Source organism: Nucisporomicrobium flavum, assembly GCF_016464385.1.
GTDB lineage: Bacteria > Actinomycetota > Actinomycetes > Mycobacteriales > Micromonosporaceae > Actinoplanes > Actinoplanes flavus_A.
On sequence record NZ_JADMLH010000001.1, the window covers coordinates 825140 to 848059 of the forward strand.

Annotated in this window: 21 protein-coding genes; 4 read left to right on the forward strand and 17 right to left on the reverse strand. The window is 73.2% G+C overall.

Features of this window, described 5'->3' with window-relative positions:
- Positions 1–113 precede the first annotated feature (113 nt).
- Both IT780_RS03920 and IT780_RS03925 read right to left on the reverse strand, forming a co-directional pair.
- Positions 114–1346 carry a chymotrypsin family serine protease gene (locus tag IT780_RS03920; RefSeq protein ID WP_199509959.1) on the reverse strand — a complete coding sequence of 411 codons (1233 nt, stop codon included), beginning with the start codon at positions 1344–1346 and terminating at the stop codon, positions 114–116.
- Positions 1347–1451: 105 nt separating this feature from the next.
- Positions 1452–1691 (reverse strand): hypothetical protein, encoded by a 240-nt coding sequence (locus IT780_RS03925; protein WP_199509960.1) that lies wholly within the window; start codon positions 1689–1691, stop codon positions 1452–1454.
- A gap of 90 nt (positions 1692–1781) precedes the next feature.
- Here IT780_RS03925 and IT780_RS03930 point away from each other — a divergent pair, with 90 nt between their 5' ends.
- Complete coding sequence (locus IT780_RS03930) at positions 1782–3542, forward strand: acyl-CoA dehydrogenase (RefSeq protein WP_199509961.1); 1761 nt, start codon at positions 1782–1784, stop codon at positions 3540–3542.
- On the opposite strand, the gene IT780_RS03935 is transcribed toward IT780_RS03930, so the two are convergent.
- Positions 3539–6547 (reverse strand): ATP-binding protein, encoded by a 3009-nt coding sequence (locus IT780_RS03935; RefSeq protein ID WP_199509962.1) that lies wholly within the window; start codon positions 6545–6547, stop codon positions 3539–3541. The two genes, IT780_RS03930 and IT780_RS03935, sit on opposite strands and share 4 nt — an antisense overlap.
- Positions 6548–6625: 78 nt before the next feature.
- On the opposite strand from IT780_RS03935, the gene IT780_RS03940 reads away from it, so the two are divergent.
- Entirely contained in the window at positions 6626–7501 is an 876-nt protein-coding gene (locus IT780_RS03940) for an alpha/beta fold hydrolase (protein ID WP_199509963.1), read from the forward strand.
- Positions 7502–7540: 39 nt separating this feature from the next.
- Here IT780_RS03940 and IT780_RS03945 read toward each other — a convergent pair whose 3' ends face one another.
- Positions 7541–8452 carry a phytanoyl-CoA dioxygenase family protein gene (locus tag IT780_RS03945; RefSeq protein WP_199509964.1) on the reverse strand — a complete coding sequence of 304 codons (912 nt, stop codon included), beginning with the start codon at positions 8450–8452 and terminating at the stop codon, positions 7541–7543.
- A gap of 157 nt (positions 8453–8609) precedes the next feature.
- On the opposite strand from IT780_RS03945, the gene IT780_RS03950 reads away from it, so the two are divergent.
- The gene (locus IT780_RS03950) at positions 8610–9287 is read left to right on the forward strand and encodes an NUDIX domain-containing protein (protein ID WP_199509965.1); all 678 of its coding nucleotides are present in this window, start codon (positions 8610–8612) and stop codon (positions 9285–9287) included.
- A 26-nt stretch (positions 9288–9313) separates the two neighbouring features.
- Here IT780_RS03950 and IT780_RS03955 read toward each other — a convergent pair whose 3' ends face one another.
- The 9 genes from IT780_RS03955 to IT780_RS41560 all read right to left on the reverse strand — a co-directional run bounded on the left by IT780_RS03955 (position 9314) and on the right by IT780_RS41560 (position 17736).
- A complete protein-coding gene (locus IT780_RS03955) occupies positions 9314–9928 on the reverse strand; it encodes a TetR/AcrR family transcriptional regulator (protein WP_372443596.1) in 615 nt (204 codons plus the stop codon).
- A gap of 45 nt (positions 9929–9973) precedes the next feature.
- The gene (locus IT780_RS03960) at positions 9974–11554 is read right to left on the reverse strand and encodes an MFS transporter (RefSeq protein WP_199509967.1); all 1581 of its coding nucleotides are present in this window, start codon (positions 11552–11554) and stop codon (positions 9974–9976) included.
- 123 nt (positions 11555–11677) lie between these two features.
- On the reverse strand, positions 11678–12217 hold the full coding sequence (locus IT780_RS03965) for a hypothetical protein (protein ID WP_199509968.1): 540 nt from the start codon (positions 12215–12217) through the stop codon (positions 11678–11680).
- Positions 12218–12315: 98 nt separating this feature from the next.
- Positions 12316–13179, reverse strand: a complete 864-nt coding sequence (locus IT780_RS03970; RefSeq protein WP_199509969.1) for an RNA polymerase sigma-70 factor — start codon at positions 13177–13179, stop codon at positions 12316–12318.
- Entirely contained in the window at positions 13176–13751 is a 576-nt protein-coding gene (locus IT780_RS03975) for a carboxymuconolactone decarboxylase family protein (protein ID WP_199509970.1), read from the reverse strand. The genes IT780_RS03970 and IT780_RS03975 overlap by 4 nt, the downstream gene beginning before the upstream one ends.
- 66 nt (positions 13752–13817) lie before the next feature.
- Positions 13818–14687 carry a hypothetical protein gene (locus IT780_RS03980; protein ID WP_199509971.1) on the reverse strand — a complete coding sequence of 290 codons (870 nt, stop codon included), beginning with the start codon at positions 14685–14687 and terminating at the stop codon, positions 13818–13820.
- Between the two features lie 9 nt (positions 14688–14696).
- Positions 14697–15956, reverse strand: coding sequence for a Gfo/Idh/MocA family protein (locus tag IT780_RS03985; RefSeq protein WP_199509972.1), 1260 nt, complete (start codon positions 15954–15956; stop codon positions 14697–14699).
- Positions 15947–16795 carry a class II fructose-bisphosphate aldolase gene (locus tag IT780_RS41555; RefSeq protein WP_307831021.1) on the reverse strand — a complete coding sequence of 283 codons (849 nt, stop codon included), beginning with the start codon at positions 16793–16795 and terminating at the stop codon, positions 15947–15949. The genes IT780_RS03985 and IT780_RS41555 overlap by 10 nt, the downstream gene beginning before the upstream one ends.
- 50 nt (positions 16796–16845) lie before the next feature.
- Complete coding sequence (locus IT780_RS41560) at positions 16846–17736, reverse strand: 1-phosphofructokinase family hexose kinase (protein ID WP_307831022.1); 891 nt, start codon at positions 17734–17736, stop codon at positions 16846–16848.
- A gap of 237 nt (positions 17737–17973) precedes the next feature.
- Between IT780_RS41560 and IT780_RS03995 the strand changes: the two genes are divergently transcribed.
- A complete protein-coding gene (locus IT780_RS03995) occupies positions 17974–18885 on the forward strand; it encodes a carbohydrate kinase family protein (protein ID WP_199509974.1) in 912 nt (303 codons plus the stop codon).
- Here IT780_RS03995 and IT780_RS04000 read toward each other — a convergent pair.
- The 4 genes from IT780_RS04000 to IT780_RS04015 are packed head-to-tail and all read right to left on the reverse strand — an operon-like array spanning position 18866 to position 22873.
- Positions 18866–19687, reverse strand: coding sequence for a carbohydrate ABC transporter permease (locus tag IT780_RS04000; RefSeq protein ID WP_199509975.1), 822 nt, complete (start codon positions 19685–19687; stop codon positions 18866–18868). The two genes, IT780_RS03995 and IT780_RS04000, sit on opposite strands and share 20 nt — an antisense overlap.
- Positions 19687–20631: a carbohydrate ABC transporter permease gene (locus IT780_RS04005; protein WP_199509976.1), complete on the reverse strand. Its 945-nt coding sequence runs from the start codon at positions 20629–20631 to the stop codon at positions 19687–19689. Before IT780_RS04005 ends, IT780_RS04000 begins: the two co-directional genes overlap by 1 nt.
- A complete protein-coding gene (locus IT780_RS04010) occupies positions 20631–21947 on the reverse strand; it encodes an ABC transporter substrate-binding protein (protein WP_199509977.1) in 1317 nt (438 codons plus the stop codon). Before IT780_RS04010 ends, IT780_RS04005 begins: the two co-directional genes overlap by 1 nt.
- Positions 21948–21988: 41 nt before the next feature.
- The gene (locus tag IT780_RS04015; protein WP_199509978.1) at positions 21989–22873 is read right to left on the reverse strand and encodes an SIS domain-containing protein; all 885 of its coding nucleotides are present in this window, start codon (positions 22871–22873) and stop codon (positions 21989–21991) included.
- Positions 22874–22920 lie beyond the last annotated feature (47 nt).

The window sequence follows — 22920 nt, forward strand, 5'->3', positions numbered from 1 at the left end:
TTGGTCCCCCCCCCCGTCCTCACGCTTATTTACCCCCCCCCACGCCCCCCGGGGGGCCGCGGCACACGCCGCGACCCCCGGCCGGCCGGCCGGCGAGCGGCCGGGGTGATGGCTCAGCGGGTGGCCGGGGTGATGCCGAAGTCCCGCCACGCCGTGCCGTAGTCCTGGAAGCCCAGCCGGGCCCCCGCGGTCCGCGTCACGGTCCCCTTCGCGACGATCTTGCCGCTGCCGGAGATCGAGTAGACCGGCCCGCCGCTGTCACCCGGGCGGGCCGCCGGCTGCCCCTCGGTCTGCTCGGCCTCGACGAGGTCCTCCCGGTCGGCGTAGAAGAACAGCACCTTGAGGTTGCACACCGGCCGGCCGAGCTCCCGCGAGCTGGAGACGCCGGACTGGCACAGGTACTCGCCGACGAACGTCCAGCCCCAGCCCTCCACCAGGCCCACGAGGTTGTCGTCCGGGTTGCCGATGTAGACGTACCCGTCGACGGCGGAGGTGGGCACCAGCTCGACGTCGTGGTCCTGGTTCCGCGGCCCGACGTTGCCGATGAACTCGCCCCGGGCGTCCTGGAAGCGGTCGCCGCCCTGCCCGCAATGCGCGGCGGTCAGCAGGTAGCCGGCCGAGCCGTTGCGCACGCCGAAGCCCGACGTGCAGGCGGTCGACCGGGTGGTGTTGACGATCGTGGCGCCACCCTTCCACGGCGACCAGTCGTCGTCGCGGCTGGTCGGTCGCAACGCGGGCTCGTGCACCACGCTGACGGGCACGCCGGCGGCCGCGCGGACGCCCGCCGCGCCCGGCGGCGCCGAGACCACGAGACCGCTGCCGTCGCCCTTCAGCTTGACTGCCTGGATCGGCAGGCCGGGATTGCCGGCCCGGACGGCGGCCGCGGCCGCCCGCAACTCACCCAGCGAGTGCGCAGCGCTTCTCACAAGTACGGGCGCAGTGCGCGAAGCGTTCGCCACGGCCCGGCGCATCGACGGAGGAACGACACCCTTCCACCACAACGCCACCGCGGAATCCTCGAGCGTGATGCCGGCGTAGCCGGAGTATCCCCGCCGCTCGACCTCCCAGCGCACCACGGACGCGGCCGCCACCAGAGGCCGCTGCCGCTCCATGCGGGCCCGGTCCGCGGCCGGCAGCACGCTGAGCGCGTCCACCGTCGCCGCGACGGAGGCCGACGCGGCGCCGGGCGCGGATCCGGCGGGTCCGGCAGCCCCCGCGGTCTCGGCGGTCCCGGTCGTCGCGCCGACAGCCGGGGTGGCGGAGGCGGGTGCCTGCAGGGCGGTGACGGTCAGGGTGAGCATGGCGGCCGCAACGGTCCAGCGACGCGGGTGTGACAACGATGTCATGCGATCAGAGCTCCCTCGGTGACGGATGTCGCCTGATGGATGAACACGACCGACAGATCGATGGTTATCGATAGTAAACTTTCTATTACGAACCCGCTACCGCCGCTATTCACATTCCTCGTCGTCGTCGCGCACGGCCGCCACGTCGTCCAGGAAGTCGCGGAACCCCGCCGGCCAGTGCGCGGGCGCCGGGAACAGGCCGGGCTGCGCCTCGAGGGCAAGACCGACCCGCACGAGCACCGCGGCGACCTCCGGTGGCACCGGCACCGTGTGCCGTTGCTCCAGCAGCAGCGACCGTTCGCGGTCGCCGAGCCCGTCCCAGACGTCCACGAAACGATCACCCACGAGCCCACCGTAGGGCGCGGAGCCGCAGCTCACGGCAGGTTCGCCGACCGATCACCCCGGCGCCGCGCCCGGGCCGGGCAGAATCGGGGGATGTCTCGGATTCTTTCGCAGCGCGACCTCGAGTTCCTGCTCTACGAGTGGCTGGACGTCACGGCCCTGACCGCGCGGCCCCGGTTCGCCGAGCACTCGCGGGAGACCTTCGACGCGATGCTCGAGGTCTCGGCGCAGATCGCCGAGCGCGAGTTCGCCCCGCACAACCGGGCCGGCGACCTGCAGGAGCCGACCTTCGACGGTGAACGGGTGACCGTGATCCCCGAGGTGAAGGCCGCGCTGAAGGCGTTCAACGACTCCGGGCTGCTCGCCGGGGGGCTCGACGAGGAGCTGGGCGGCCTGCAGCTGCCGCACGCCGTGCTGCGGGCGTGCTTCGCCTGGTTCCAGGCCGCGAACATCGCCACGTCGGCGTACCCGATGCTCACCATGGCCAACGCCAACCTGCTGCTCACGTACGCGAAACAGGAGCATGTCGACGCCTTCGTCCGGCCGATGCTGGAGGGCCGGTTCACCGGCACGATGTGCCTGTCGGAGCCGCAGGCGGGGTCGTCGCTGAGCGACGTGACGACCCGCGCGGTGCCGGCCGGCGACGGCGCGTACCGGCTGCACGGCAGCAAGATGTGGATCTCCGCGGGCGACCACGAGCTGAGCGAGACGATCGTGCACCTCGTGCTCGCCCGGGTGCAGGGCGCGCCCGCCGGGGTGAAGGGCCTGTCGCTGTTCATCGTGCCGAAGCACCTGCTCGGGCCGGACGGCTCCCCCGCGGAACGCAACGACGTGGTGCTGGCCGGGCTGAACCACAAGATGGGCTTCCGCGGGACGACGAACGCCGTGCTGTCGTTCGGCGACGGGACGTACGAGCCGCAGGGGGCGCCCGGCGCGGTCGGCTACCTGGTCGGCGAGGAGGGGCGCGGGCTCGCGTACATGTTCCACATGATGAACGAGGCGCGGATCGGGGTCGGGGCCGGCGCGGTCGCGCTCGGCTACACCGGCTACCTGCACGCGCTGGCGTACGCCCGGGAGCGGTTGCAGGGCCGCCCGGTGACGGGCAAGGACCCGGCCGCGCCGCCGGTGCCCATCGTGCGGCACCCCGACGTCCGCCGGATGCTGCTCGCCTCGAAGTCGTACGTGGAAGGCGGCCTGGCCCTCGTCCTGTACGCGGCGATGCTGGTCGACGACGATTCCCCGGACGCGCCGCTGCTGCTGGACGTGCTCACGCCGATCGTGAAGGCGTGGCCGTCGCAGTGGTGCCTCAAGGCGAACGACCACGCGATCCAGGTGCACGGCGGCTACGGCTACACCCGCGAGTACCCGGTCGAGCAGTTCTACCGCGACAACCGGCTCAACCCCATCCACGAGGGCACCGACGGCATCCAGGCGCTGGACCTGCTCGGCCGCAAGGTCGTCATGCAGGGCGGCGCGGGCCTGGCGCTGCTGCTGCGCACCATCGGCGCGACGACCGCCCGGGCGCCGGAGGAGCTGTCCGCGATGGCGTCGGCCCTGGACGCGGCGTGCGCGCGGCTCACCGAGGTGACGCGGAAGCTGTGGGCCGCGGGTGACCCGGACGCCGCGCTGGCCAACGCGACCGCGTACCTGGACACGGCCGGGCACATCGTCATCGCGTGGATGTGGCTGGAGCAGGCGATCGCCGCCGCCGGCAAGGAGGGCGCGTTCTACGACGGCAAGCGCCTCGCGGCCCGCTACTTCTTCACCCACGAGCTTCCGCGTACGGGCCCGTGGCTGGATCTGCTCGCCGGCGGCGACACCCTCCTCGCGGACCTGGACGACGCCGTTCTCTAGAGCAGTTCCCGCAGGGCCGCGAGGTGCTCGTCGACCGTGCCGAACGAGACGACGCCGCTGCCCGCCCCGGCCAGTTCCCCGGCGGCGGGCAGCAGCTCCTCGTACAGCCGCGCGGCCGCCTCGCGATCGCCCAGGTCGGCCACGGCCCGCGCGGTGAGGCAGAGCCGGGCCTCCCACAGCAGGTCGTGCGGGGACCGCGGCAGGTCCCGTACGGCCTGCGCGGCCTCCTCGCGCCGCCCGTCGGCGAGCAGGCGCCCGGGACGCACCCACGGCTCGTACGGGCCGGTGTCCCCGCCGTCGTGCCCGATCGACAGCAGGGCCAGCCCGAGCAGGCCGTCGCTCATCCCCGGCATGCCGCTGCCGGCGAGCCGCGCGCACGCCGTGCGGTACGCGTCCTCGGCGGGACAACCGGTCACGGCGAGCCGGAGGGCGGCGTACAGCTCGGTGAACACGCCGACCACGGGCAGCTCGTAGCGGCCGGCGAGCCGGTCGGCGGCGGCCGCGTGCCCGTCCGCCGCGTCGAACCCACCGCGGGCGCAGGCCGCCTGCAGCCGGATCAGGTGCCCGAGCACCTCCACGGTCACGAGGTCGTGCTTCGCTGCCAGGCCGACGAGCTCCGCGCCGAGGCGGTCCCGCTCCCCCGCGGTCCCCGTACGGGCGAAGGCGTGCAGGAACCGCGCGTTGAGCGCCAGCGCGAGCAGCCCGGGATCGTCGAGCTCCCGGGCGATCGCCTCGGCCTCGGCGGCGGCCCGGCGGCCCCGGTCGCCGGTGTCCCCGCGCAGCTCGAGGGCGAGCGTCGACAGCAGCCGGCTCCGCAGCGGCGGCAGCGCGCCGGGCAGCACCCGCTCGACGGCGGCGGCGACGCGGCCGGCGAGCTCCTGGTCGTCGTTGCGCGGCCAGATCGCCGGCACGTCGAAGCCGGTGAGCACGGCCGCGGTCAGCTCGGGGTCGCCTGTGGCGGTGACCGCGGCGATCGCCTCGGCGCGCAGGGCCCGCGTCTGCTCCAGGTGACCGGTGACGGCCAGGTTGCGCCCCAGCCCGGCGAGCGCGGTCAGCCGCACGGCCACCTCGCCGCTGCCGGCGGCCAGGACCTGCTGCCACAGCCGGGCGGCCTCGTGCGGGTTGCTGCGACGTTCCGCCTCCTCCGCGGCCGTACGGGCGTACCGGGCGGCCTTCGGCGCGGTGGCCCGGCCGGCGGCGAGCCCGAAGTGGTGGGCGAGCACGGCCGCGTCGCCGGGCGAGAGGCGTTCGATGGCCGCCCCGGCCGCCGCGTGCCAGTGCGAGCGGCGTACGGCGGTCAGGTCGTCGTAGACGGTGTCCCGCACCAGGATGTGCGCGAACCGCAGGCGCGGCCCGTCCTCGGTGAGGAACCCGGCGGCGAGGGCGTCGTCCAGGGCGTCCACCACGTCGCCGGCCAGCGCGCCGAGCACCTCGGGGTCGACGTCGCGGCCCAGCACCGACGCCTGGCGCAGCACGTCGCGGGTGCGCTCGGGCAGCCGGGCGAGGCGGTGCCGGATGACGTCGCGGACGCCCGCGGGAATGTGGTCCAGGGCGGCGCCGTCGGCGTGCAGCCGGGCGAGCTCGCGGGCGAAGAACGGGTTGCCGCCGCTGCGCCGGTGCACCGCCCGGGCCACGCCCACGCCGGCGGGCGCGCCGAGCACCCCGGCCACGAGCCGGCCGACCTCAGGCTCGGTCAGCCCGCCCAGGTACACCCGCACCGGCTCGGTACGCGCCCACCGCGCCAGCGCCGCCGTCAGCGCCGGTCCGATCTCCGTGGCCCGGTACGTCCCCAGCACCAGTACCCGCCCGGGCCCGGAGTGCAGGGCGGTGAGCAGGTCCAGGCTGTCCGCGTCGGCCCGGTGCAGATCGTCGGCGACCAGCAGCACCGGCGATCCGCCCGCGGCGGCGGCGACCCGGGCGGCGGCCTCCCGGCGGCGGCGGAACCGCACGGCGGCCGGATCCTCCCCGGGTGCCGGTACGGTCTCCGGCGTCCACGGCCAGGCGGCGGGGGCGCCGTCGTCCTCCGGCCCGCGTCCCCACAGCACGACCCAGCCGCGTGCGGCGAGCCGCCCGGCGACCGTCTCGGCGAGGGCGGTCTTGCCGGCGCCGGGCTCCCCGGAGATCAGCGCCACCACCGCCTCGTTCCCGGCCGCGGCCCGGCCGGCGGCGGCCTCGAGAACGGCGAGTTCGTCGGCCCGTCCCACCAGGGCACGAGGAGTGGACCGCCCCTGCGGGGCCCGCGGCGGATCCAGGTGCGGCGCCTGCGCCAGGATGTCGGTCTCCAGCCGGCGCAGCCGCGGCCCCGGATCGACGCCGAGCTCACCGACCAGCACGTCCCGGGCCCGGCGCAGCGCGGCGAGCGCCTCACCCTGCCGGCCCGCCCGGTACAGCGCGGTGGCCAGCAGGTGCCACGCGTCCTCCCGCAGCGGCGCCTGCGTGGTGTGCGCCTGCAGGTCGGACACCGCCTCGGCGGCTCGCCCCAGTTCGAGCAGGGCCTCCGCGCGTCGTTCCACGGCGAGCATCCGCAGCTCGTTCAGGCGGTCGATCTCCGCGCGTGCCCAGGGCTCGGCCTCGTGCTCGGCGTACGCGGGTCCACGCCACAGCGCGAGGGCGTCGTCGAGCCGGGTCAGGGCGTCCGCAGCGGGGTCGCCGGTACGGGTCACCGCGGCTTCGAACCGCCAGGCGTCCACTGCGTCCGGCGCGGCGGGCAGCGCGTACCCGGGCGGGCTGGTGACCAGCAGCTCGGCGGGCCGCCGCGGGAGCCGGTCGGGTTCGAGCACCCGGCGCAGGTCGGCGACGAACGTCCGGATGGCGGCGACGGCGGCGTCCGGCGGCGCCTCCCACAGGTCCCCGACGAGCCGGTCCACGGGCACGACCCGGCCGCGCGCCACCAGCAGCCGGGCCAGCACCGCCCGCTGCCGGGCCCCGCCGATCGCGACCGGCTCTCCCCCGGCGTCGGCGCCGATCGGCCCGAGCACCCGGAACGTCGTCACCCGGCCGGTCATGGCCACCCATCGTAGGCGGCGCAGCGCACTCATCCGGCACTCATCCGGCACTCATCGGCGCGGGTGAGGCTGGGCGGCATGGACAGCATCACCGGATTCGACTACCAGGACGTCCCGGCCGCCGAGGGCGTCACCCTGCACACCGCGGTCGCGGGCAGCGGCACGCCGATCGTGCTCCTGCACGGCTTCCCGCAGACCCACCTGATGTGGCGGCACGTCGCGGCCGACCTCGCCGCCGACCACACCGTCATCTGCCCGGACCTGCGGGGTTACGGCAGGAGCAGCAAACCCGGGGACCCCGACGGTACGGCGTACGCGAAGCGCACGATGGCCGCGGACGTGGTGGCCGTGGCCCGCGCGCTGGGCCACGACCGGTTCGCGCTCGCCGGGCACGATCGGGGCGCCCTGGTCGCCTTCCGCGCCGGCCTGGACCACCCGGAGGCGGTGTCCCACCTGGCGCTGCTGGACATCGTCCCGACCCTGGACATGTGGGACGTGCTGCACGGCGTGTCCGCGTCGGTGGCGTTCCACCTGTACCTGATGGCGCAGCCGCCCGGCCTGCCCGAGGCCATGATCACCGGCGCCGCCGACGCGTTCTTCGGCCACTTCCTCGACGTGTGGACCAAGGACCCGGCCGCGCTGCCGCCCGCCGTACGCGAGACCTACCTCGCGGCCTCGCGGGCGGCGATCCCGTCGATCGTCGCCGACTACCGGGCGTCGGCGGGCATCGACGTCGAGCATGATCGGGCGGACCGGGACGCCGGGCGCACGTTCGCGATGCCGGTGTCGGTGCTGCAGCAGGACTGGGGCGCCGCCCTCGGCTACGACGCCGCCGCGGTGTGGCGCGCCTGGGCCCCGGACCTGCGGCACGGGCTCGTGACGTGCGGGCACTTCATGGCCGAGGAGGCACCGGCCGAGGTCGTCAAGGCGCTGCGCGCCCTGCTGGCCCGCTGACGCCGCGCGCCTGGTCCGCGTCCGGCGGGCCGGGCACGCTCAGCGCAGCCAGGGAACCGAGCGGTCGAGCAGCCCCCGTTCGCGCAACTCGCGGCGCAGCGGAATGTCCTCGTCGACGTATCCGTCCCATTTCACACCCCAGTAATTGATGGTGCCGGGGGCCTCGCCGAGCAATTGTCGTTGCACCGGGGTGCGATTTCGCCACCACGCGCTGCCGCGATCGACCGGCATGTCGTCGAGCGGCCGGATCCACCGGTACGTATATCCGACGAAAAGTATCTTGCGGGTCACGGCGCTGGTGTTCGCCGACCGGGAATGCCACAGCCGGCGGTCGAAGATGAACGCGTCGCCCGGCGCGGCGGTGATCTCGACGGTGCCCAGCGGGTCGGGGTTGGCGGCGCCCGGGTCGGCGGGCCGTTCGAGGGTGTTGCGCAGGTGGCTCCCCGGGATGACCTTGGTGGCGCCGCGGCCGGTGCGCGACAGGTCGGAGAGCACGTAGCCGACCTTGAGCGAGAACATCGGCCGCGGCAGGGCAGGGTCGAGCGTCTCGGGGTCGGAATTCTGCCGGTAACCGTCCTGGTGCCAGCCCCACGACGGCGGCTCTTCGGCCCGTACCGGCGGGGTCACGTCCAGGTGATTGTGGTGGCTGTAGATGTTCCATCCGGCGACGCCCCAGATGTACGGGAACACCGCCGGCGCGGTGAGCAGCTCGCCGAACTCCTCGTCGCGGGGCAGGAAGCCGAGCAGGTGGAGCGCGCCGTTGTCCTTGACCCGGCCGGCGGCGCGCTCCTCGGCGTACACGCGGTCGACGGCGGCCTCGAGGCGCTGCCGGCGGTCCTCGTCCAGCGCGCCGCGGACGAGGACGACGCCGCGTTCGAGGAATTCGGCGCGTTGCGCGGGCGTCAGCGGCTCGTACCCGCCGACCATTTCCTGGTGCACGGTGGATTGCATCGATGCCTCGTTTCAGCTCGGCTTTGTACCCATGACGCGAGCCGTGGCCATACGCGTTGCCTGGTTCGACGAATACGGCGGAGAAAATTCATGCCGCGATCGATCGGACACCGGAAGTCAGTTAACATCGGGCGGTTCCGGACGTTATTGTCGGCGCATGGATTCGACGATCTTGCCGATTCCCGGCGTCGACGTCCCCGACCACCGCGGCCGCACCGGCCTCGACCGGGTGGGCCGTGACCTCACCGGCAACCCCGACGTCGTGGTGCGCGACGTGCAGCTGCTGGCCAGCGCCTGGCACGTGCTGCGCCGCACCACGTACGACTACCGCCACGCCGACGGCACCTGGACCACCGAGAACCGGGAGACGTACGACCGCGGCAACGGCGCGACGATCCTGCTGTACGACCGGGACCGCGGGACCGTGCTGCTGGCCCGCCAGTTCCGCTACCCGGTGTACGTCAACGGGCACCCCGACGGCATGTTGCTGGAGACCGCGGCCGGCCTGCTGGACGACGACGACCCCGAGACCGCGATCCGCCGGGAGGCGGGCGAGGAGCTCGGGGTCGAGGTCGGGGAGCTCGAGCACGTCTTCGACGTCTACATGAGCCCGGGCTCGGTCACGGAGCGGCTGCACTTCTACGCCGCACCGTACACGCCGGAGAGCCGGACCACGCCGGGCGGCGGGGTGGCCGCCGAGGGTGAGGACATCGGCGTGGTGGAGCTGCCGTTCGCCGAGGCCCTGGAGATGATCCACGACGGCCGGATCGCCGACGCCAAGACGGTGATGCTGCTGCAGTGGGCAGCCCTGCGCGGCCCGTTCGCCGGACGCTGACGCCCGGGCGCCCGGGCGCGCCCAGGTCAGGCCGCCATCCCCCGCAGCAGGGCGTCGACCAGCTTCTCGGCGTAGCCCTCCTCGGGCACGTTGGGATTCCAGTGCAGCATGTTCTGCGCGATGCTCGGTCCCGAGATCATCAGCAGGGTGAGCTCGATGTCGAGGTCGGCGCGCAGCTCGCCGGTCTCGATACCACGGCGCAGCACCTGGCGCATGACCTCGCGGCGGGGCTCGGTGGCCGCCTGGTAGACCGCCTGCATCTCGGCGCTGCGGACCATCTCCGGCAGCAGGCAGGCGGTGACCTTGCTGTACTGCTCCATGCGCTTCTGGCGTCCCTGCATGACCAGCATGACGAGGTCGTCGCGCACCGACTTGCCCTCCGGCACCGGCAGCGGGCCCTTCATCCGCGCCACCGCGTCGGTGAGCAGCGCGACCTTGTTGGCCCAGCGGCGGTAGATCGTCGCCTTGCCCACGCCCGCCTTCGCCGCCACCGCCTCGATGGAGATCGCGTCGGCGCTCTGCCCCTCGGCGAGCAGGGCGGTCACCGCCTCGAGGATCGCCTCGTCGGCTCGGGCATCGCGGGGCCGGCCCGGTGCCTTGCGGCCCGGACCGGTTCCCGCGTCAACGCTGACCGTCGTCATGCGCTCCATTGTTACTGAGCCTTCACCGTACGGCCACGACGGCCGTCACGCCTCGACCAGTTCGACGCCCTGTTCCTCGGCGAGCGACTCCGCCGTGGTGGGCGCCGGCGCCTGGGCGGGCCGCTTGCCGGGCAGCCACAGCACGGCGACGAGCACGCCGAGCAGGGCGAACAGCGTGGTGCCCAGCGAGGCGTAGTGCATGGCGGAGATGAACGAGTCGTTGGCGGTCTGGAGCAGCCCGTTCGCCCCGGGACCGGCCTGGGCGGCCACCCCGTACGCACCGGAGATGGACTCGTTCGCCACGTCGCGGGCGGCGGCGGGGAGGTTCGCCGTCGCGTCGGTCATGCCGTCGCGGTACACCGAGGACAGCACGGCTCCGAGCGCGGCGACGCCGAGCGCGCCACCGACCTGGCGGATGGTGTTGCTGACGGCCGACCCGACGCCCGCCTTCTCGCGGGGCAGGGAGGCCATGATCGACTCGGTGGCCGGCGGCATGACGTTGGCCATGCCGACGCCCATCACGAAGAACAGCGCGCCGACGATCCAGATCGGCGTGTCCGCCCCGATCGCGAGCCACCCGGCCAGCGAGGCGGCGACCAGCAGCAGGCCGGCCGAGCCGACCACCTTCGGGCCGAACCGCTTGACCATCGCGGCGCTGCGGGGAGCGAAGACCATCTGCGCCACCGCGAACGGCACGAACAGCGCGCCCGAGGCGAGCGGGCCGTACCCGCGGACCAGCTGCAGGTAGAACGCGCTGAAGAACATCATGCCCATGGCCGCGAAGAAGACCAGGCCGATCATGCCGGTGGAGGCGGAGAACTGCCGGTTCGTGAACAGCCGGACGTCCAGCGACGGGAACGGGATGCGGCGCTCGTACGCGATGAAGGCCGCGAGCACGACAGCCGCGCCGGCCAGCGAGCCCCAGGACTCCACCTGGCCGAAGCCGTTCTCGCCGCCCTCGATGACGCCGTACGTCAGCAGCGTCAGGCCGAGGATGGACAGCAGCACGCCGACGATGTCGATGCGGCCGGGCTTCGGGTCGCGCGACTCGGGGACGAGCACGCTGACCAGCACGATCCCGGCGATGACGACGGGCACGTTGATGAGGAAGACCGAGCCCCACCAGAAGTGCTCGAGCAGCAGGCCGCCGACGATCGGGCCGATGGCCACGGCCAGGCCGACGGCACCGGCCCAGACGCCGATGGCGCGGCCGCGCTCGTGCGGCTCGAAGACGTTGGCGATGATGGACAGCGTGGCCGGCATGACCGCGGCGGCGCCCAGACCCATCAGGGCACGGGCCGCGATCAGCTGGTCGGCGCTCCCCGCGTACGCCGACAGCAGCGAGGCCAGGCCGAAGAGCGCGAGCCCGACGGTCAGGGTGATCCGGCGGCCGAGCCGGTCGGCGAGGATGCCGGCGGTGAACAGCAGGCCGGCGAAGACGAGGGTGTACGAGTTGATGGCCCACTCGAGCTGACCCTGGCTGGCGCCGAGGCCGGCCTCCGGGTCCGCGATGGTGCGCAGGGCGACGTTCAGGACGGTGTTGTCCAGGACGACGACGAGCAGGCTGATGACGAGGACGCCGAGGATGGCCCAGCGCCGTGGATGCCCGGTGTTCGGAACGTCCATGAGGTGCTCTCCCGTGTGACGATCGGAGATACGATACGGAACAGTTCCGTATACAAGAGCGACCCTAGGCCGCCGAGCTCCGATACGGAACGGGCTCGTATCGTATTGTGGCCGTCCTCACGATCATCCGGCGGCGGGAATAGTCGCTGGACGGGCCGCGAGCGGCGCAAGCCCGGCCGCGACGACGAGCGACGCGACCGGCAGCAGGTCCAGGCTCACCGCGATCCCCGCGAACCCGGCCAGCACCAGCACCGGCGACCACACCGGCAGCCGGCGCGCCACGACCAGCAGCACCAACAGGGACAGCAGCCCCACCTGGAACAGCGCCGGCCCGGCGGCCTCCAGCACCCCGGGCAGCGGCGCGGCGTCCCGGAACGCCGCGGACAGATCCCCGGCGATCACCCACAGGAAGCACGCCGCACCCACCATTACGGCACCGGTGGCGACCCCGGCGAGCACCCGCCGGCCCGGGGCGTCCGCGACGACCGACCGGCGCAGGCTGCCGGCGAGCACGGCGAACAGCACGATCGCGAGGAAGAACGCGACGTGGCCGACGTTCCACGCCGGACCGCCCTTACGGTGTCCGTCCAGGCCGTCGATCCAGCGCAGGATGCCGTACGCGACCATGAGCGCGGGCGCCGTGACGGCGCAGAATCTCGTCATGCCGTGAGCCTCGCGGCTCCGGCCGGGCGGCCCATCAGGGATTACCCCCGCCTCCACCGGACCCGGGCCCCTAAGGGGGCCCGGCCGGGCCGTAGCCGTCACCGGCGCAGCTCGGATGCCCGCTCCAGGCGGCCGAGCTTGCGCGGATTGCGGATCGCGTACACGTGGGTGATCCGGCCGTCGGCGACCACGACGCTCGCCGCGGTCGTCTCGCCGTTCACGTCGAACCGGACGCCGGGCATCCCGTTCAGCCAGACGGCGCTCAGCCTGAAGCCGGGCACCTGCGAGACGTACGCCAGGAACGTCGCCGCCTTGCCGGCGCCGACGATCGGCCGGCGCGCCGCCGTGACCAGGCCGCCGCCGTCGGTCGTCACCACGACGTCCGGGGCGAGCACGGCCATCAGCCCCCGCACGTCGCCCGTGGCGACGGCCGCCATGAAGCGTTCGACGACCGCCTGCTGCTCGGCGCGGTCCACCCGCATCCGGGGCCGCCGCGCCGCCACGTGGTCGCGGGCCCGGTGCGCGATCTGCCGGACGGCGGCGGGCGACTTGCCGACCGCCTCCGCGATCTCGTCGAACGGCGTCTCGAAGACCTCGCGCAGCACGAACACCGCCCGCTCGGCGGGGCCCAGCGTCTCCAGCACGGTCAGCATCGCGATGGAGACGTTCTCAGCCAGTTCGACGTCGTCGGCCACATCGGGGGTGGTCAGGAGCGGCTCGGGCAGCCACTCGCCGATGTACTCCTCGCGGCGGCGGGCCACCGTCCGGAGCCGGTTCAGCGCCTGCCGGGTCACCATCCGCACCAGGTACGCGCGCTCGTCGCGTACCTCCGCCCGGTCGACGCCGGCCCACCGCAGCCACGTCTCCTGCACGACGTCCTCGGCGTCCGCGGCGGAGCCGAGCATCTCGTACGCGACCGTGAAGAGCAGGCTGCGGTGGACGACGAACGGGTCGCCGGTCATGGGTGCGACGGTACGGCCAGCGGCGGCAGGTCGCACGACGCCGAGAACTCCTGCGACTCCATGCCCAGCGCGGTGTTGGACCGGGTCATGTAGTTGGCGACCGCGACGTACGAGGTGAGCTCGACCAGCGCGGCCGGGCCGAGCGCCGCCAGCAGCCGCGCCGACATCTCGTCGGTCACAGCCGGCGGTGTCTGCGTCATCGCCTCGGCGTACGCCATGACGTCGCGTTCCAGCGGCGTGAAGACGTCCGACTCGCGCCAGCGCGGCACCTCACGGGCCTTCGCGACGTCCAGCCCCTCGTTGTGGGCCATGAAGTAGCCGAGGTCGAGGCAGAAGCTGCAGCCCACGAGGCTCGCCACGGCCATGTGGGCGTACGACTTCAGCGTGGCGTCGCACCGGTCCCACTTCTGCACCGAGCGGCCCACAGAGAAGCTGAAGTTCAGGACCTTCCGGTTGTGCCACACGACGCCGACGGGCTCCGGGACCGCCCCGAACATCCGGCGCGACATCCGCTTCACCAGCGCCCCGTAGACGCCGGTCAGCTCCGCCTTCGGGATCCGCGTACCGCTCATGTCTCCTCCTGGTGATCTGCTTCGGCATGCAGACACCGGCGGCGGCCCGGATGTGACATCGGGGCCTCAACCGTGGCGGTGGTGCTTCTTCACGTACGTGTAGCCGGGGGCCAGCGGGCTCGGTTCGATCTGCTCCTCCTCGACCGCCCGCTCGTGCAGCGTGACCTGCTTCTCCGACGGTCGCGCACCCGGCGGCAGCTTGCGGACGAACCCGTGGACCAGGTGCTCGGCCCGGTCGGCGCCGTCGTCGTCCTCGTCCTCGCCCGGCCATGGGGCCGGTTCCACGAGCGGCGCGTAGAACAGCATCTCCGCGACTTTCTGCCCGTCGACGGCCGGGTACGAGGGGTAGCCGGCCGAGGTGACGCTGCCCTCGACGCGGGTGAGGTAGCCCTCGCGGATCAACTGGTCGACGGCGTTGCGCAGCAGGAACGCGCCCCGCGCGCCGCGGCCCAGCCCGCAGTGCCCGGCCAGCTCGGACTCCGGGAGCACGGCGCTGCCGTCGTCGAAGACCCGCCCCTGGCGGCGTACGGCCCGCAGCACCCGGCCGCGGTTGGACGTGTCCGGGGCGAGCTCGCGGGTGACCACCTTCGGGTCGTACTCGTGGTAGTACGCGACGCCGTCGACGCTCATCGGCTCGTCCATCGCCGCCGCCCGTACGACGACCTCGTCGCGGGCCGCCTGCCATGTGACGGTGACCAGCACCCCGGGCCGCAGGTCCGCCGGCCAGGCGACGCCGGCGAACTGCCATTCGACGTCCTGGCGCAGCGTGGTGTCGAAGTTCCTGCGAACGGGCGTGAGCCCGTGCTCGCGGTAGTCCAGCACGACCGGCACGACCTCGCGGTCCCTCAGGGCCTCGACGCATTCCTCGGGGGCAGCGCAGACATCCCCCTCGAGATCCGCCCGCCACAGGGCGAAGCGGCGGGTCGCCGTTCTCATGGGAAGACCCTATCGGCCGGGTGCGGTGAGGGTGACGATGCCGCCGCTGAGCCGCGCGCGTTCGGCCGCCCAGACGACGCGATGGCTGGCCAGGCTCTGTGCCGCGTCCGAGGTGATCAGCGACGGGTCGCCCGCCTCGACCGCGGCGAGGAACGCCTCGGTGAGGCCCTCGTCCCCGCCGCCGTGCCCGTCCGCCGCGGACGGGCCGCCCAGCGCCGCCGAGTCGAGGGTCTCCTCGCGGCCGGTGCGGAAGTCGACGTGACGGACCGTGCGGCCGTCGCCCTCGAGGTAGCCGTGCGTGCCCATCAGCCGGGTACGCCGGTGTTCCATCGGAGTGAACGCGCTCATGGTGAACGTGCCGGTGGCGCCGTCGGCGTACTCCATCGTGACGACCTGGTGGTCGACCACGTCGTTGTCGCACGCGTACACGCAGCGTCCGTACGGCCCGGTGCGCAGCGCCTCGGTCAGCGCCGGCGCGGTCGCCTCCGCGGTGACCGCCCCCAGCGGCCAGAAGTGCTGTTCGGGGTCGGCGAGCGCGGCGAAGTAGAGCCGCTTCGCCGAGTACGGGCAGTCCGGCTCGACCGGGCAGTCGAGGCACCGGTCGGCGGCGCCGTCGGGGCGGTCGGCGGCCGTGAAGTGGGTGAGGCTGCCGAAGGACGCGATCCGGGCCGGGACGCGGCCGGTCACGTGCACGAGCCAGTCGAGGTCGTGGCAGCTCTTGGTGAGCAGCATCGGCCCGGACGTGCCGGTGCGCCGCCAGTGGCCCCGCACGAACGAGTGGGCCTGGTGCCACCAGCCGACGGGTTCGAGGTGGTCGAAGCTGACCAGCCGCCCGATGCGGCCGTCGTCGACGAGACCCTTCACGAGCTTCGTGTACGCCGTGTAGCGGAGCACATGGCACACGGCCAGGATCACGCCGTGCCGGACGGCCGCTTCCGCGATGGCGCTCGCCTCCTCGTCGGTCGGCGCCATCGGCTTCTCGAGGAGGATGTGGTAGCCGATCTCGGCGAGCCGGATCGCCGGCCCGGCGTGCAACCGGTCCTGGGTGGCGACGATCGCCGCGTCGGCGAGCCGCGGTCCGGCGGCCAGCCCGGTCCAGTCGGTGTGGACGTTCGCCGGGTCGATCCCGAACTCCGCGGCGACGCTCTCCCGCCGGTGCGGGTCCGGCTCGGCGACGGCGACGACGCGGGCCCGGCCGGTGGCGACGGCGTGGCGGGCGTACGTCTGCCCGCGCAGCCCGGCGCCGACCAGCGCGAGCGTCACGGGCACGGCACGGGCTCCCCGAGCAGGCGCAGCGCGGCGGCCACGGTGTCGGTCATCGCGTCCCGGGCCGACGCCAGGTAGCGCCGCGGGTCGACCAGCGCGGCGTTGCTCCCGAGGCTCTCCCGGACGGCGGAGGTGAAGGCGCTGTTCAACGCGGTGCCGATATTGATCTTGACCATGCCCCCGCGGACCGCGGCGGCCAGCTCGTCGTCCGGCACCCCGGAGGAGCCGTGCAGCACCAGCGGTACGGGCACCGCCTCGCGCAGCCGCGCGATGAGCTCGTGGTCGAGCCGGGCGGTCCGGGTGTGCATGGCGTGCGACGACCCGACGGCCACCGCCAGGGCGTCCACCCCGGTGGCGGCGACGTACGCGGCCGCGTCGCCGGGGTCGGTGCGCACGCCGGGCGCGTGGGCGCCGTCCTTGCCGCCGATCTCGCCCAGCTCGCTCTCGACCCAGAGTCCCTGGGCGTGTCCGCGGCGCACGGCCGCGGCGGTACGGGCCACGTTGTCATCGTAGGAGCGCTTCGACGCGTCGTACATGACCGAGCCGAACCCGCAGCCGGCCGCCTGGTCGAACAGCTCGTCGCTCTCCACGTGGTCGAGGTGCAGCGCCACCTTCACGGTCGAGGCGTCGGCGATGCACCGGGTGGCGGCCGCGATCGGGGTGAGCCGGCCGTGGTGGAAGCGCACCGCGTTCTCGCTGATCTGCAGGATGACCGGCCGCCCGGCGCGCTCGGCGCCGGCGACGATGGCCTCGGCGTGCTCGACGGTGATGACGTTGAACGCCCCCACTGCGACGCCGGCGGCGCGGGCCGCGTCGACGATCTCCCCGGTCGGTGTGAACACGGGAACTCCTTCCAGATGGTGGATCAGCCCGTGAGGGCGGCGACGGTGGATCAGCCCTGGAGGGCGGTGACGGTGACGGCGGGGCGGAACCGGCGATACGCGTCCGCGTCGACGGTCCCGGCCACCGGTGCGCTGACGGCCGCCGCGGACAGCGCCACCGCGTCGGCGAGCAGGCCGGGCCAGGCGGTGCCGTCCCGCAGGCCGCGGGCGAGCGCGGCCACGCACGCGTCGCCCGCGCCGGTCGGGTTGCCGGTGACGGCTTCCGGCGGCACCGCCTGCCAGGCGTCGTCGCCGGCGAGGGCGAGCAGGCCCTCGGGACCACGTGAGACCACGACGGACCGGGCGCCGTGGGCGAGCACGTCGGCCGGGCGCGCGTCCGGCGCCAGGGACGCCAGCTCGGCGGCGTTGGGTTTGGCGAGGTCGGGCCCGGCGGCCAACCCCTGCCGCAGGGCCTCGCCGCCGGCGTCCAGCACGACGGGCACCCCCGCGTCCCTGGCGAGGCGGATCAGCACCGCGTACCCGTCCTCGGGGACGCCGGGCGGCAGCGAACCGCTCAGCGTGAGGACGTCCGCCTCGGCGAGCAGGTCGCGCAAGTGGGCCAGGAGGCTGTCCCATTCCGCCGTGGTGACCCGCGGTCCGGGCTCCCAGAAGCCGGTGGCGTCGTGCCGGTCGGCGACCGCGACGGTGCGCCGGGTCTCCCCCGCGATCGCCACGAACGAGGCCGGTACGCCCACCGCGGCCAGCAGCTCGGTGACCCGCCGCCCGGTCGCGCCGCCGAGCAGCCCGGTCGCGAGCACCGGTTCGCCCAGCGTGTGCAGCACCCCTGCGACGTTGAGTCCCTTGCCGCCGGGCCGCTCGGCGACCGTCGCGACCCGGTGGGTGGCGTGCGGGACGAGCGCGTCCACTGTGTACGTGAGGTCGAGCGCCGGATTCAGCGTCACCGTGACGATCATGGAGCCCTCGCCCCCGGTTCGATCTGCCCCGCCTCGGGCCACCGGCCCTGGCGACCCGATCGCCGGGCTGGGTACCGGCTGGGCTCGATCGCTGCCGCCGATTCAACTGATCGAACGAACAAGTGTCAATAGCCGTTTGTGCGCGTATGGTGCTCTGGACCCCTTACAGGGGCTCGAAAAGCTCAAGTGAGCAATCCAGATTGTTCATATGGACAGGAGACAGCGATGGACGTGCTCGTCGTCGGCGACGCCAACCCGGACCTCGTGCTGCGCGGCGACGTACGCCCCCGCTTCGGCCAGGCCGAGCAACTGCTCACCGGGGCCGACCTCGTCCTGGGCGGTTCGGCGGCCATCACGGCGGCCGGGTGCGCGCGGCTCGGGCTGCGAACCACGCTGCTGACCGCGCTGGGCGACGACGTCTTCGGTGCGGTGACGCGCAGCGCCCTCGAGGAGCGCGGCGTCAGCCTGCTGCTGGCCGAGGCGGCGCAGGGCACGCCGACCGGTCTGAGCGTCATCCTGTCCCCCGCGGACGAGGACCGGGCGATCCTGACGCTGCCCGGCACGATCCCCACGTTGCGCCCGGAAGATGTGACCGATGAGCATCTGGCGGCCGCCCGGCACGTGCACGTCGCGTCGCTCTACCTGCAGCCGGGGCTGGCCGCCGGGCTGGCCGGGGTGTTCGCCCGGGCCCGCGCCGCCGGCGTCGGCACGTCGCTGGACACCAACTGGGATCCCACGGAGAAATGGGAGTCGATCACGGACATCCTGGCGTACACCGACGTGTTCCTGCCGAACGCCAACGAGCTGCGCGCGGTGACCGGCGAGTCCGATCTGGACGCTGCCGCCGCCACGCTCACCGCCATCGGCACGACCGTGGTGATGAAGAACGGGGCGGCGGGCGCGCGTGCCTGGGGACCCGGCGGCGCGTGCTCGGCTCCCGGCCGTACCGTCGAGGTGGTCGACACGACCGGCGCGGGCGACAGCTTCAACGCCGGCTTCCTCGCCGCCCGCCTGGCCGGGCGGCCCCTGGCCGAGGCGATCGGCTGGGCCGCAGCGGCGGGGTCGCTGAGCACCCGGGCGGCCGGCGGCACCGCGGCGCAGGCCACCCGGGAGGAGCTCAGCCCTTCAGGCCGGTGAAGGTCATCGTCGCGATGAACCGCCGCTGGGCGACGAGGAACGCGATGATGAGCGGCATCGTGGCGATGACGTTGCCCGCCATCAGCTGCGACCATTCCGTACGCCGGGTGCCCTGGAAGCTGGCGAGCCCCACCTGCAGCGTGTACTTCGTGTCGTCGGAGATCGCGACCAGCGGCCACAACAGGTCGTTCCAGCTGGACAGCAGGGTGAAGACGGCAAGGGTGGCCAGCGCCGGGCGGGCCAGCGGCAGCACCACGCTGACGAAGGTCCGCAGCGCACCGCACCCGTCGAGACGGGCGGCCTCCTCCAGCTCGACGGGCAGGCCGAGGAAGAACTGGCGCATGAGGAAGATGCCGAACGCCGAGGCGAGCCACGGCACGAACGCGGCCGCGAGAGTGTCGACGATGCCGGCGCGCGCGAACATCAGGTACGTCGGAATCATCAGCAGCTGGATCGGGATCATCACGGTCGCCACGATGGCCAGGAACGCCACGCCGCGGCCCGCGAACCTGAGCCGGGCGAAGCCGTAGCCGGCCAGCGAGCAGAGCACCAGGTGCGAGACCACCGCGATCGCCGAGACCAGCACGGTGTTGGCGAACCAGCGCACGATGTGCGACTCGGCCAGCAGCGTGCGGTAGCCCTCGAGGTGGATGCTCGTCGGGATGAACCTCGGCGGGAACTGGTTGATCTCCTGGGTGGTCATGAACGACGTCAGGACCATCTGCACGAGCGGCAGCACGAAGATCAGCGCGAGCGGCATGAGCAGCAGGTGCCAGGGGCTGAAGGGCAGGCGCCGGCGCATCAGAACGCCTCCGATCCGGAACGGCGGCTGTACCAGATGACCACGAGGGTCAGCAGCATCGTCACCGCGAACAGCAGGTACGCCACGGCGGCGCCGTACCCGAGCCGCTGGGTCTGGAAGGCCAGCTCGTAGATGTAGTAGACGACGGTCTGGGTACTGTTCATCGGCCCGCCGCGGGTGGTGGTGTAGATCAGGTCGAACAGCTGCATCGCCGTGATCGTCTGCCAGATCGCCACGAACACGGTGACCGGGCGCAGCTCCGGCAGCGTGATGTGCCGGAACACCCGCCACCGGCTCGCGCCGTCGACCACCGCGGCCTCGACCAGCTCCTTCGGGATGTCCTGCAACGCGGCCAGGTAGACGACGGCGCAGAAGCCGACCTCGCCCCACAGCGCGATGAGGCAGATGACCAGCAGGGCCTGCGACGGGTTCTCCAGGAACTGCTGGGTGGGCAGCCCGAGCCGGCGCAACGCCTCGTTGGCCGCGCCGAACTGCGGGTTGAACACGAAGCTCGCGAGGATGCCGGTCGCCGCGGCGGAGGCCACGTACGGCACGAAGATGCACGTCCGGTAGAAGCCGATGAACCGGATCTTCTGGTTCAGCGCGACCGCGATGAGCATGCCCAGCAGGATCGAGCCCGGGACGAACAGCACGGTCAGCACCAGCGTGTGCTGCGCCGCCGCGGCCGCGTCGGGGTCCTGCACGATCCGCTCGTAGTTGCGCCACCCCACCCCGGTGGCCGGCGCTATGCCGTTCCACTTGGTCCGCGAGATGAAGAAGGCCCACACGGCCGGGAACAGCGAGAGCCCGACCACGAGCAGGGTCGCCGGTCCGGCGAAGCCCCAGCCGGTGAGGTTGCGGCGCAGCGCCCGGCCGCGCCGGCCCCGCGCCCGGGGCGCGACGTCCTGATGCGTACGCGGTGTCGCCGCGAACGTGAGCGCCATCAGTCCTCCAGCGCGCCGGCGGACTTCTGGGCGGCCTGGTCGAGCGCCTCCTTCGGGCTCGCCGCGCCCTGCAGCACCTTGGCGATGGCATCGCCGACGTTGCGGCTCATCGCCTCGTACCCGGGCAGCGTGGGCCGGGCCTGCTTGGCGTTGGCCAGGTTGTCGAAGAACTTCCGCCCGCCCGGGTACTCCTCGACGTACGCGGCGAACTCGGGGGTGTCCTTCTCGCTGGAGCGCAGCGGCAGGTTGCCGACCGCGAGGTTCCACTTGGCGTCGGTCTGCGCGCTGGTCAGCCACTTGATGAAGTCGCGGGCGGCGCCGGCCCGGTTGGCGTCGTCGTGGTCGAACAGCACCCACAGGTCGGGGCCGGAGACGGTCTGGTGGTCGCCGTTCACGCCGGGCAGGTACGCGACCCCGTAGTCGAGCTTGGCGGTCTTGATGTCCAGCAGCGACCACGGCCCGGACATCATCATGGCGACGTGGCCGCTGTTGAACAGCGGGCCGTACTTCTCGTCGGTCTGGTCGAGGTACATGGACTTGTCGTCGACCGCCATCACCCGCAGCGTCTCGAGGGCCTTGACGCCGGCGTCGGAGTTGAAGGCCGGCTTGGTGCCGTCCAGGATCTTGCCGCCGTTCTGCCAGAGCAGCGGCCACAGGTGCCAGGTGGTGTCCTCGCTGCCGGAGACCGAGTACGCCGTCCCGTACGTGTTGGTCGCCGGGTCGGTGAGCTTCTTCGCCGCCGCCCGGAAGTCCTCCCAGGACCACGTGTCCGTCGGATGGTCCACGCCCTTCGCGTCGAAGAGCTTCTTGTTGTAGATCAGGGCGAGGTTGTCCACGAGCGCCGGTACGCCGATCACCTTGCCGTCGGCGGTGGCGACCGTGCGGGCCGCCTCGGGCATCTCGGTCCAGCCGAACGACGGGTCGTTGACGTACGAGGTCAGGTCCTGCGTCCGCCCGCTCGCCCCGAGGTCGCCCGCCCAGTTGCCGAAGGCGTACGAGATGTCCGGGTAGTTGCCGCCGGCGAACCCGGCGGAGAGCTTGGTGAGCAGCTCGTCGGTGGTCCCGGCGCCCGCCGAGGTCTTGATGGTCACGTTCGGGTGCGCGGCGTGGTATTCGGCGGCGAGCCGCTCGGCGACCTGTTCGGCCTCCGAGGTCTGGCCGGTCCACCACGTGAGGGTCACGGCGGCGGCCGGGTCGTAGCCGGCCGCCGCGTCCTTGCCGTCGTCCTTCGTGCCGCCGGTGCAGGCGGCGAGCAGCAGGGCCGTGCCGGTCACGGCCAGCAGCCGGGCCCGCCGGCCGCGCCTGGAAGTGATCATCACTGGAGGAACCTCGATCTCCTGGGGGAAGGGATGGGTTGTCAGGCCGCGTCCAGCACGACCGAGCGGGTCAGCAGACGGGGGCGGTCGGGGTCGAGGCCGCGGTGCGCGGCCAGGGCGAGCGCGAAGCGCTGAGCGAGCACCAGCTGGGCGAGCGGGTCACGGTCGTCGCGGTAGGTGGTGGCGCCGGCCGCGCGGCCGGCGTCGTCGAGCCCGGTGGGCACGCCGCCGAAGGAGAAGATCAGGCTCCGGCTGCCCGCGACGGCGACGGGCCCGTGCCGGAAGTCCATGGCCGGGTACGACTCGGAGTACGCCTGGGCCGCCTCACGGACCTTCAGCGCCGCCTCGTGGGCCAGCCCGACGGTCCAGCCGGTCCCGAGGAACACCAGGTGCTCGATGCCGGCCGGGTCGGCGGGCAGCGGCGCGGCGAGCGCGGCGCGGCCGTGGTCGGCCAGGTGGCCCAGGTCCTCGCCGAACGCGGCGCGGGCCAGGGCCAGCACGGTGGTGGGGAACCGGGTCTGCACCACGCTGCGCTCGTCGGCGAAGTCCAGCAGCAGCCGCGACTCCGTCAGGTCGTCCACCGGCATCCCGTCGACCGCGGTGACCGCGACCCGGTGGGTGCCGGCGGGCACCTGGCGCAGCGCGTCCAGCACCTCGGTGGAGGTGCCGGAGCGCGAGACGGCGACGACCCGGTCGTAGCGGCGCCGCGGCCGGTACTCCGAGGCGCACACCGCGTCGGTCTCACCGAGCCCGGCGCTCTCGCGCAGCTCGGCGATGCTCTGGGCGACGAACCAGGACGTGCCGCAGCCCAGCAGCAGCACCCGTTCGCCGGGGGCGGCCAGCAGGTTCCGGGCCTGGTCGGTGAGCTGCAGGCCGCGGTCCCAGACGGCGGGCTGGCTGGCGATCTCCTCGGACGTGTCGTTCATGGTCGAGGATTATGCTCGTTTGTTTTCGTTTCACAAGGGCACGCGTA